Source organism: Shewanella sp. FDAARGOS_354, from assembly GCF_002209245.2.
Lineage (GTDB): Bacteria > Pseudomonadota > Gammaproteobacteria > Enterobacterales > Shewanellaceae > Shewanella > Shewanella xiamenensis.
Genome location: NZ_CP022089.2, coordinates 4,372,678 through 4,383,622 on the forward strand (window position 1 = coordinate 4,372,678; position 10,945 = coordinate 4,383,622).

The window sequence follows — 10,945 nt, forward strand, 5'->3', positions numbered from 1 at the left end:
CATTAGGGAAGATGAATATCAAAAGATGAGCTATCTGGGAAAACGATCAGCATGATGAAATCACTTTCGACACGGATCTTTATCGGTCTATTTGCGGGACTTATTCTTGGCACTTTAGTGCAGTATTTTTTAAACGATATTGGCTTTTTTTCAGGCAATTTAGTCGAATTGGCTAGCGGCGTCGGCACTATGTTCGTCAACATGATCATGATGTTGGTCGTGCCTCTGGTATTTGTCAGTATCGTTTGCGGTGTGTGCGAGTTGCAGGACTTAAAAAGCTTTGGGCGCCTTGGCGGCAAAACCTTCGGCTTTTACATCATTAATACTGTGGTCGCCATCTCGACCGCTCTGTTAGTGGTACTACTGCTCGACCCTGGTAAAGGCGTCGATATGAGCAGCACCGATGGTGTCGCCATTACCGCGACCGAACTCCCCAGCTTAATGGCGCTGTTGATTGATATCGTGCCGCGTAATCCGGTAGCGGCTTTTATGTCGGGCAATATGCTACAAGTGATCTTTATGGCGCTGATGTTAGGTGGGGTGATGAAGTCCCTCGGCGAACATGTGGCTGGTGCGGTACAAGGCTTTCAAACCGCCAATAAAATCATGATGAAGCTGATTTCTGTGGTGATGAGTCTTGCGCCTTTCGGGGTGTTTGCGCTGATGTTTAAGTTAGGCGCTACCTTAGATGCCGAGGTATTTATGAGTGTGCTCGAATACCTAGTGATCATTCTAGCCCTGCTGTTGTTGTGGATTTTTGTGGTCTATCCGTTGGCCGTTGGTATGTTTACACCGATTTCGGCTAAGACCTTTCGGGCGAAGACGCAGGAGCAAGTGCTGTTTTCACTGTCTACCGCCAGCTCCAATGCCACGATTCCTGTGACTATGCGTACCTTGACTGAAAAACTCGGGGTTAACCGCGCTGTGGCAGGCTTTGGCGTACCGCTCGGGGCGACCATGAATATGGGCGGTGTGGCGATTTATATCACGATTGCGATTTTCTTCGTTGCCAATGCCTTCGGAATGCCAATCACCAGCGAGCAACTGCCATCGCTACTGTTTAGTATCTTTTTGTTATCTGTTGGCGCGGGAGGTGTACCCGGTGGTGGCATGGTGATGATTGGGGTGTTAATCCATCAAATGGGCTTGCCGATTGAAGCCTTTGCGATTGTGGCCGCGCTGGATCGCATCATCGATATGGTGCTGACCTCTTGCAACGTAGTGGGCGATACCGCGGTATTGACCATAGTCGATCAAACCGAAAAAGTGCATGAGCTTGAGTTAGCCAAGAATTAACGTCCTCAAGCATCTTTTTAAATACTAAAGCCACTGATTAAAGTGGCTTTTTTGTTAAATAAATCAGGATTGATATTGGTCTATTTACTTGCCTTTTGTTGTTGCGACAACAATCAATCCCCTGAGCTTGTTCAGCCTAAATACGGCCTTTATTTGAGCTAAAAAGTAGCTAGTCCCAAGGTGAGTTGTTACAAATCCATAGAGTACTTTTATCAAATTAAAAGTGGCTAAATAAATGAAACTTCAACCATACTGATTTATAAGCTTGAATCACTTGGAATATTAGGAGGCACCATGGCTGGATTTTGGCAGACAGTCGGAGGCCGATTACTCAGCATTCCGTTACTCGCATTGTTGGGCTTTGTGGTATTGGGTCTAATGGAGCTAAATACCCTTAACCAGAGTTTGATTAAGGGGAGGGAAGATCGTGTTGTGGCGATTATTGATAGTGGCCTGAGCGTCGTTAAACATTATCAAGCTCTGGAGCAAAGCGGTTCGTTAAGCACTGAACAGGCGCAGCAGCAGGCCATGGCGACCATTAAGGCCATTCGTTATGATGGCGCGGAATATATTTGGATTAACGATACCGGTCGGCCTATACCCAAAATGGTTATGCATCCAACGGTATCGGCTCTGGACGGTACCGTATTGGATCGGCCAAACTTTTATCACGCCACCTTAATGCGTAACCGTGATGGCAGCCAACAACAGCCCCTCAATAATGCTAACTTGTTCGTCAGTTTTGTTGACGTGATCACCCGTTATGGCAATGGCTTTGTTGAATACCAATGGCCTAAACCCATAAAAGGCGGGGGAGTAACCGAGGAGCGCTACGCTAAGTTGTCTTACGTGGCTAAGGATGATAAATGGGGTTGGGTGTTGGGCTCTGGTCTTTATATTGATGATGTTAAGGAGGCCTTTTGGGCGGTGGCTATCCGAGTTGGATTAGTTGTCGTGGTTATTATGGCGCTGACCATAGGTGTGTCGTTATTTATCCGTCGCTGGTTATTACAGGCACTCGGCGGAGAACTGGCGACAACAAAAGCACTGGTACAGCTGGTTGCAACAGGAGATTTTTCGGTGAACTTTGGCTTGAAAGCGGGAGATCACGATAGCCTGTTAGCGGCATTAAGTGGTCTTATCAAGCAATTACGCAATATTATCGGTCAACAGTCGTCGATGGCAGAGCAATTGGTCGAGCAATCTGAAGCGCTAGATCATACCAGCCAACAGACACAGCACATTTTACAAAATGTGATGGATCAAACTGCCCAAGTCGCCACCGCGGTAAATGAAATGACCTCGACCTGTGAGGACATGGCTCGCAGCGCGACTATGGCCGCTAAAGCGACAAGGGACGCCGACAATGAAGCTCAAAATGGGGTAATGTCCGTCGGGCAAACGATAACAGCGATTGATGCGCTTAAACTGAAACTGGAGCAAGTCTCTGATGTGATCGGGCAGTTATCTAAACGTGGTGATGAAATCGGCGCGGTCACCGATGTGATTGGTGCTATTGCGGAGCAGACGAATCTATTGGCTTTAAATGCTGCGATAGAAGCGGCACGTGCTGGCGAAATGGGGCGGGGTTTTGCGGTTGTGGCAGATGAAGTTCGCACCCTTGCTAGCCGCTCTCAAGCGTCAACTCAGGACATTAATAGGCGTATTCAAGGGATTCAGCAAGACTCAGTCAACGCTGTGCAATCAATGGCGCAAAGCCGAACCGAAACAGAACAAACAATTGCCTGTTCTCAACGGGCCAATGAGGCACTAACGCGTATTAACGCCGCGGTGTCGAGCATTACCGATGTGAATGACCAACTTGCTAGCGCAACAGAACAACTGGCCGTTGTGTCGGGGACGATTAATCAGAATATGGAAAATATTGCGCAGGCGGTAGAAAACACCAATATCAAATCTTCAGAATTATCGACTGCTAGCCATCAACTGCGGAAAATGGCTAATGAGATGAAAACATCTCTGAGTCGTTTTAGGTTATAAAGGGTTGATAACTATAAATGTTGATGGTGCTGCTAAGCCAATACCAGGCCGAGCCTAGGCTGGAGTAAAAGGGGCGGGAACTGATGCTAACCTCCCGCCCGTGTTGCATGCTTATTTGCGGGTCATTTTATCCAAATAGCCCATGGCAAAAGCGGATAATACAAAGGTGATGTGGATTAACAGGTACCACATGATTTTGTCGTTATCGATATTCTTCACATCCATAAAGATTTTCAGTAAGTGGATCGACGAAATCGCCACAATCGACGCCGCCACTTTGTTTTTCAGTGAGCCTGAATCTAATTTACCCAACCAACTGAGCTTCTCACTGTCTTCGCCCACATCCAGTTGCGAGACAAAATTCTCATAGCCAGAAAACATCACCATCACAATCAAGCCGCCGACAAGGGTGATATCAATCAAGGACAGGGTCACCAGCACTAAATCCACTTCAGTCATCTCAAAAATGATCGGCAGAATATGGAAGATCTCTTGGAAGAATTTAATGCCTAGGCCCAATAGCACTAGACTCAGCCCTAAATAGATCGGCGCCATAATCCAGCGTGATGCATACATGAGTCTTTCAAATATTTTTTCCATTTGGAGTAAACCCTTAGTGGTTAAAGCACAAAAATAGAATCTATGATGCTAAAACAATAACATACTGGGTTAACGCCGCGCTATCGGCCAATCGCAAAGGCGTGAGGTATATGCGGCTAAGCCCTAAATATGGCATAGCTGATTTGGTGTTGCGGCCTTACGGCCGAGGTAAATCAAAGTCGTGGGTCTTCAACCCACACCCGACCAAAAGGGGAAAAACGCCTGTTCCCCTTTTGGCTTATTTATAAAACATGGCCCGGTGTCCCTAGCGAAGTTACATGCATTGATTAGTGGCTTCGTGCTTATTCGAAAATCACTAACGCTTCCGATGGTACATCCCCTTGATGTTAAAAAGATAGTCCGAAAGCTAGCGAGGCATCCATGCCTCGCTCACGCGATTTTCATCAACGCCCTTCAGCAACTTCGCAGGGGATGGTGAACTTCTGTTGCCTTGGTGTTAGCTGTTAGTCCTAAAGATTTGTGCCTGCCTATCTTTCCCCTCTCCTGTTTTTTGAATGACATTTGTCATCCGTAATTGCTGACAACTCACACTGCCGTGATTTAGCGGATGCAGGGATACTTAAGCCATACCAACAAGGAGGCTTAATCATGCAACATCAATCACTGGATCAACAACTTATCGAATACCGCCAAAAACGTGCTTTAGCTATGCCCTTATCAGGCATGATGGTATGGACGCTATTGTTTATCATGAGTTTTATTCTGCCAGCATCGCAAATGGTGATGGCAACATTTATCGGCACAGGTTCTATTGTCTATCTTGCTATGGGAGTCTCGCGTCTCACGGGTGAAAATATCTCCTTCAAGAAAAGCACTGATCGTAATTGGTTTGAAACAGTGTTTTTGGCTGCCATGGGGATGAGTTTTTTAACCTTTAGCATCAGCATTCCCTTTTTTATGGAAAACTATTTAGCCTTGCCCTTCGCCCTTGCAGTACAAACAGGGTTAATGTGGTTAGTTTTCGGCGTGTTAGCGGCGCAAAAGGTGGCGATTGTACATGCAATTGTGCGCACTGTGGCTTGCGTGGCTGCCTTTATGTTGTGGCCTGAGTTGAGTTTTCAGCTTCAACCTTTGATTGTGGTGGTATGTTATGGTTTTTCGATTCCACTCATGGAACGTCGTTGGAAGATTCAGCAAAATCTTTGTGTTGCCAGTTAGTTGGGCGTCGGTTTTGTGGCCTTACGGCCGAGGTAAGTCAAAGTCGTGGGGCTTCAGCCCCCTGATTTTTAATCAAGAGTCGACCAAGGAGGACTGCTCGTCCTATCCTCCTTGGATGCTCCAAGACGCCCCTAGCGAAGTTACATGCATTAGAGACTGGCTTCGTGCTTATTCGAAAATAGCTAACGCTTCCGATGGTACATCCCCTTGATGTTAAAAAGATAGTCCGAAAGCTAGCGAGACATCCATGCCTCGCTCACGCGATTTTCTTCAACGCCCTTCAGCAACTTTGCAGGGTAAAGTGAACTTCTGTGGGTTCTGCGTTGGCTGTTAATCTTAAAAGGGTTATGCATGATCTTTCCCGCCATCTTTCGTTGTTAGAGTGACTCAGAGTATTAATGTTTACCAATTTAATCCTAAATCACTAGATAAAAGATAGTGGTTATTAAGATAGTCATAAGAGGAATCTTGATATTCTGCTTCATAGAAAGAGGTGTTATCTTGCTTTAGATGATCAAGTAATGACTTCATATTCCTCTTCTTATTAAGACTTAAAACATTGCACATCGCATATAATGTTGTGAACGCTTCTTCAGGAATTAACTTATCACCTCTCATAAGTTCTTCTATTGTAGACTCAATATCATCTATACTTTGAGCAAATAAAATAAAAGCTCCTCGCCACCAATCCCGTATTATTAATGTGCTAAGGTCAATAGATCTATTTCCTTTTAACTCAAGGGATGCAAGATGCTCTTGGAATCTAAAGTGTCCAAATGACAGCTTTCCTGACACTTTATCTCGGACCAATACCATACATGGATCTTCTAACTCACTCACACTCTTTGAAATAAGTTTCTTTGTATACTTTGAGCCAATTTTAATATCTAGCTCTTTAATGGCCTCATGATAATGTATTGTACGTATTCCTTTAGAGTGCATTATCCAAGCAAGAGCTTTAGCGCATGTAAATAATTCATCACTACTTTGCTCCTGACGTCGTATTCCTTTCTTTACATCATACTTACCAAGTAAAAGGCTCAAACGTTCACCGTATATTTCGGATTCATTAGAAGGAGCTTTGATTCCTTTTTCTACTAATGTACAAAGAATAGTTGCAACCAATGGGGTTAACAGATTGCTAAGTAGTTCTGTGTCTGATATTTCATTCCATAGCTTAATTCCTTTTTTTTCATTATTAAACCAGCCGTAAATGAAGCTTTGAAGCTGTTCAGGGGTAAAAGGAAGTAGAGTGATTCCTAAAAAATTAATTTCTTTAAGATAGCTAACGCAATCTCTACTAGAAATAATCCATTGGGTTTTTACATAACTCTTCTTGAAATTATTCATGGAGTCTAGAACAATTGGGTATTCTGTAACGATTTCATCTAATCCATCAAAGACAAGAACAACTCCGTCATTCAAATACGGCTTTATCCTCTCGATATTATCAGCATTGACATCTAATCCATATGATAAAAGAATAATTGAGTAAATTACTTTATTTAAATAATTTGATGTGGTATTTGTTGTTTTCTTATTGTCTATTCCTAGTTCTAATAAGCTTTGAACAACCCTGTTTAAGCTACAGAATATTATTTTTTTTCCATTAATCGTTTCTTCATAAAACTTAGCAAACATTTCTAGAGTCGTTGTTTTTCCTACACCAGCGCCACCATAAACAGCAACATCTTTTCCAGTATAAAATACATCATGAGCTGATATTGAAATCCTATCAGAACAATTATCTAATTTTTTTAGCTCAATAACGGAGCTAAGTACCGACTCACTTGTATAAATACACTCAAAAAATCTTAAACTAATTTCTACGGAATCAAGTAACTTCCGAATTTCTGCAATATTTGGACGAGTGTTACTATTTAGATGTTTTATGCAAGAACGATAATCATTAACACGTTTAGATATTTCGTTTTCAAGTAAGTTTGAATTCAATAAAATGTCATAATATGGTTCTGATATTATTTGTTCACTTATTGAGTTTACATATTTCTGTTGCTCATTTATTTTTTTTGAAAACTCATTGATAAATTCAATAGTTTTATTTACTAATTCAGTAGATTCTTTATTTAGTATAGAGTGGTCAATTTTACAAGCGGGAGTTTCAATTTCATAACTTCCACTCTTGATTCTGGAGCGAAGCTTTTTTAACTCTAATATAATGGAGTTTAGCGCATTTTTATTTTTATGCGATAGTTTATTTTCTTCAGACTCTAACCTTGATAAAAGTAGTAAAGATCTAGAGTTAAAATCCTCTACAATTGAAGATAAATGTGCTATAGATGCATCGTAAGAAGATTGATTTGCTTTGTTCTCTTTTGAATGATATTGATTGTAGTGGTTTTTATACTTATCTTCGATAACTTTTATGTCTTCTTTTAAAATATCTAAGCCAATTAAGTTAATTATTTTTTTTCGTTCTGACTTGAGATTTTCCCATCGTTCTTTACTTATAATTTTAAAGTTGTTTTTTGTTATATTAGCTTTGTATGTGACTAGTACTCTACTGTCAATTGAGCCGACGAAGAATGATAAGTCACTATAGAACTTGCTAATGTCAATAGAATCCCTTGCTGAACAAAGTGCACCTAGTAACTCACGATTTCTATCACTAGTAATATTACATTTAGCATTCCAGATTTTTTCCTCAAATGGTGCAAGCTTTTCTAATAGCTCAGGGCAAAACTCTTCAATATCCTTCAAGATTTGCACGCAATCGTATAGCTCTAACCAATTACGGTTATTTTCATCAAATAATTCATCTTCCAAATCTTCTATGAATCTTTGAGTGATTTCATGCGGTGTAGCAATGTAGACTTGTGATGGGGTAACTCGCTCTCCGTTTCCTTTCGTAAAGCCTTTTGATTTTGCTTGTTTTAGCTGTCGACATAACCGAGATAAATCATTGTGAGCTAAAGTTTTATTTTTGTTTAGTTTTTTTGATTGAATATAGACAACATATTCTCCTCGTTTGGGTGGAGGTAATGAAGTCGTAGCAATTAGATCTCTGCCACGTTCATTAGGACCACCATGGAACTCTACGCGGTCATAACCCATTGATCTAAACAAAGGGAGTAAAATTTCTTTTGTAAAGTCATCTTCTTGGTATGCCTGCATAGCCAAAAAGTATTTATTTTGCTGATTGTCTTCCATATCAATAGCCATATGATTTTTTTCAAATTTTAACTAACTCAAAAACCATCGTCCATTGAATATGAATAATTAATAAATCTGTGAGGTTGACACTTAAGAAGATATTACAAAAATGGGATATGCATATCTTTTTCAGTCAATCGCAGCTAACACAAATACACCAGAAGTTCACCTTCCCCTGCGAAGATGCTGAAGGGCGTTGAAGAAAATCGAGTGACGCAGACAGGACGTCTGCGTAGCTTTCGGGGAAGGGGCGAATGAAAATTGGTGATTTTCGAGCTTATGAGCGAGAGGTAGGGATTGCCGAACTGGAGTGCTTTACATGGATGTAAAGCGGAATCTTCGGAAGCGATAGCAAATTTGGCAATGGGCACAAGGGACTTTCTAAAAATTTGTGCCTGTCCTATCTTTCCCAAAATGCTTCTAGGTTAATAAGGTCTCGATTTTTCTGGATGAAAAATGTTGATAGCACACTGAGGCTGATGCTAACTTATTGGCATGATTGAATTATTTATTCGTATCATTCCAATATCCAACTCTATACAGTTGGGTTTTATTAGAAGTGGGGGGAATACACTGTTATGAGTCTTATGGATAACGAAAAATATAAGAATTATCTAGGTGATCTCGGAACGATTGCAAAAGAGTATGCGCGTGAATCGATAAGCGAACATAAGGCTGCAAAAGGAACTAGTGAAGAAGATTATAAAACCGGCTATATGATGGGGTTCCATCGTTTCATTACGTTAATGCAGCAGCAAGCAGAATCATTTGATATACCACTAAAAGAAATCGGCTTGGCTGATATAGATGAAGGTGACTTTTTTAAGTAGTCCCCAACACATAACAAGGCCCAAGCAGCATCGCCCCTATGGGGCTGGACCTCGCTACGCTCGGCCGCTGTTGGCGGCGTTATAGGCACATTATGAATCGAGTTGGCCTTTTACTCTCCAGTATATTTCTCATATTTGGGTGCTCAAATGAGCCTCAAGAATTGACGCCTGAAATGCGAGAGCTAGCTACGGCTACCGTGGTTAAATATCTAAATGGTCACAACCTTCCGAATGAAAATCTAGAAGTTTCAATTTCTCAAAATAGAGATATTGCTGACTTCTCTTTTATGTATAAAGGCGGTGGCCGATGCATAAACTTTATTGTTAAGTGTTATGGTAGTACTTGCACTGACCTCCAGTCCTATCCCTATGATAGACATGGCGAAAAGTGCCCATAACAAGTATGAAAGATCGGACTGGTACAATTCTTTCTGAATTTTAAGCCCATACAGTAGCTACAGAAGTTCACCTTCCCCTGCGAAGTTGCTGAAGGGCGTTGAAGAAAATAGCGTGAGCGAGGCATGGATGCCTCGCTAGCTTTCGGGGTACAGGATGTACCATCGGAAGCGTTAGCTATTTTTGAATAAGCACGAAGCCACTAACCAATGCATGTAACTTCGCTAGGGGCGGCAAGGGAGATCCAAGAGGGAATTGCTGTTGATCCCCTCTTGGTCGGGTGTGGGGTGAAGCCCCACGACGTTAAACTTCTCGGCCGTAAGGCCGCAATTACTCCGGCCGTCAGGCCGCATTTTAAAATGAATGTCGCATTAAGCGACAATAAAAAAGCCACTGTGGTCAGTGGCTTTTATCTGGAAAAAAATCAAAGCTTAAGCGATTCGGTTTAGTCTAGACTTGGTTCTTCGCTGTAATCGATACCATGGTAGCTTAGGCAAGCGTCCACTTCATTGGCGCTACCGAGGATAACCGCAACGCGTTGGTGAATTTGTGTTGGTTGAATATCCAAAATGGTTTCATAACCGGTAGAGGCTTTACCGCCAGCTTGCTCGACTAATAAGGCCATTGGGTTGGCTTCGTACATTAAACGCAGCTTGTATGGCTTTTTCGGATCTTTATTGTCGGTTGGGTAAGTAAAAATACCGCCGCGAGAAAGTACGCGGTGCACGTCACCCACCATGGCGGCAATCCAGCGCATGTTGAAGGATTTTTCGCGAGGGCCAATTTTGCCTAGTAGTAAATCGGCGATATAGGTCTGCATTGGCGCTTCCCAAAAACGTTGGTTCGACATGTTAATGGCGAATTCTTGGGTGTCTGGGCTGATGCTCATGGCCGCGTTGGTCAGTAAAAATTCGTTGGTTTCTGGGTGCAAGGTAAAGAGTTGCACGCCTTGGCCTGTGGTGAGCGCGAGCATGGTTGATGGGCCGTAGAGCACATAACCTGCGGCTAACTGATTGCGGCCCGATTGTAAAAAGCTTGTTTCAGTCAACTCGCCAGCAGGGGCGGGCAGGACAGAGAAAATGGTGCCGACCAGTGAGTTGATATCGATATTCGATGAACCATCTAGAGGGTCGAAACACACCAGATATTGACCATTGGCGCTGACTTCAACCACATGATCTTCTTCCTCTGAGGCTAGGCCGCGAACTGTTCCGTCGGCTTTTAATGCATCTTTGAGCATATCGTTGGTGATGATATCCAGTTTTTTCTGGGTTTCACCTTGCACGTTTTCCTGTTCGGTCGCGCCTAACACACCGGCTAAGGCACCGTGACGCACGGCATGGCTGATGGCTTTGGAGGTGTCGGCTAAGGTCAAAATCAGTTGCGCGAGGGATTCGTTCACTGCCTTTGAGGTTAAGTGCTGGGCAAGAGTCTGCATGTTAGGTCCTTTAGGGGTTCAACATTGAGGT

At 42.6% G+C, this 10,945-nt stretch carries 8 protein-coding genes; 5 read left to right on the plus strand and 3 right to left on the minus strand.

All coding sequences use genetic code 11. The features are described 5' to 3' along the window. Positions 1 to 51: 51 nt before the first annotated feature. On the plus strand, positions 52 to 1,296 hold the full coding sequence (locus CEQ32_RS19680; protein ID WP_088586675.1) for a dicarboxylate/amino acid:cation symporter: 1,245 nt from the start codon (positions 52 to 54) through the stop codon (positions 1,294 to 1,296). A gap of 294 nt (positions 1,297 to 1,590) precedes the next feature. After that, entirely contained in the window at positions 1,591 to 3,297 is a 1,707-nt protein-coding gene (locus CEQ32_RS19685) for a methyl-accepting chemotaxis protein (protein WP_088586676.1), read from the plus strand. A gap of 111 nt (positions 3,298 to 3,408) precedes the next feature. Here the strand turns inward: CEQ32_RS19685 and CEQ32_RS19690 are convergent, their stop codons facing one another. Continuing rightward, positions 3,409 to 3,897 (minus strand): TIGR00645 family protein, encoded by a 489-nt coding sequence (locus CEQ32_RS19690; RefSeq protein ID WP_011073724.1) that lies wholly within the window; start codon positions 3,895 to 3,897, stop codon positions 3,409 to 3,411. A 609-nt stretch (positions 3,898 to 4,506) separates the two neighbouring features. Between CEQ32_RS19690 and CEQ32_RS19695 the strand changes: the two genes are divergently transcribed. Further along, positions 4,507 to 5,076: a DUF7010 family protein gene (locus CEQ32_RS19695; RefSeq protein ID WP_088586677.1), complete on the plus strand. Its 570-nt coding sequence runs from the start codon at positions 4,507 to 4,509 to the stop codon at positions 5,074 to 5,076. A 402-nt stretch (positions 5,077 to 5,478) separates the two neighbouring features. Here CEQ32_RS19695 and CEQ32_RS19700 read toward each other — a convergent pair whose 3' ends face one another. After that, entirely contained in the window at positions 5,479 to 8,259 is a 2,781-nt protein-coding gene (locus CEQ32_RS19700; protein WP_146128726.1) for a hypothetical protein, read from the minus strand. Positions 8,260 to 8,837: 578 nt separating this feature from the next. Here CEQ32_RS19700 and CEQ32_RS19705 point away from each other — a divergent pair. Both CEQ32_RS19705 and CEQ32_RS19710 read left to right on the plus strand, forming a co-directional pair. Beyond that, a complete protein-coding gene (locus tag CEQ32_RS19705; RefSeq protein WP_047533641.1) occupies positions 8,838 to 9,080 on the plus strand; it encodes a hypothetical protein in 243 nt (80 codons plus the stop codon). A gap of 605 nt (positions 9,081 to 9,685) precedes the next feature. Continuing rightward, on the plus strand, positions 9,686 to 9,925 hold the full coding sequence (locus CEQ32_RS19710; RefSeq protein WP_088586680.1) for a hypothetical protein: 240 nt from the start codon (positions 9,686 to 9,688) through the stop codon (positions 9,923 to 9,925). Here the strand turns inward: CEQ32_RS19710 and CEQ32_RS19715 are convergent. Beyond that, a complete protein-coding gene (locus CEQ32_RS19715) occupies positions 9,922 to 10,914 on the minus strand; it encodes a class 1 fructose-bisphosphatase (RefSeq protein WP_088586681.1) in 993 nt (330 codons plus the stop codon). The genes CEQ32_RS19710 and CEQ32_RS19715 overlap by 4 nt on opposite strands. Positions 10,915 to 10,945 lie beyond the last annotated feature (31 nt).

Excerpts from the sequence above, each read along its gene's own strand:
- CEQ32_RS19710 (WP_088586680.1), top strand. The coding sequence starts at position 9,686 with ATGCATGTAACTTCGCTAGGGGCGGCAAGGGAGATCCAAGAGGGAATT.
- CEQ32_RS19680 (WP_088586675.1), top strand. The coding sequence starts at position 52 with ATGATGAAATCACTTTCGACACGGATCTTTATCGGTCTATTTGCGGGA.
- CEQ32_RS19690 (WP_011073724.1), bottom strand. The coding sequence starts at position 3,897 with ATGGAAAAAATATTTGAAAGACTCATGTATGCATCACGCTGGATTATG.
- CEQ32_RS19685 (WP_088586676.1), top strand. The coding sequence starts at position 1,591 with ATGGCTGGATTTTGGCAGACAGTCGGAGGCCGATTACTCAGCATTCCG.
- CEQ32_RS19700 (WP_146128726.1), bottom strand. The coding sequence starts at position 8,259 with ATGGCTATTGATATGGAAGACAATCAGCAAAATAAATACTTTTTGGCT.
- CEQ32_RS19705 (WP_047533641.1), top strand. The coding sequence starts at position 8,838 with ATGGATAACGAAAAATATAAGAATTATCTAGGTGATCTCGGAACGATT.
- CEQ32_RS19695 (WP_088586677.1), top strand. The coding sequence starts at position 4,507 with ATGCAACATCAATCACTGGATCAACAACTTATCGAATACCGCCAAAAA.
- CEQ32_RS19715 (WP_088586681.1), bottom strand. The coding sequence starts at position 10,914 with ATGCAGACTCTTGCCCAGCACTTAACCTCAAAGGCAGTGAACGAATCC.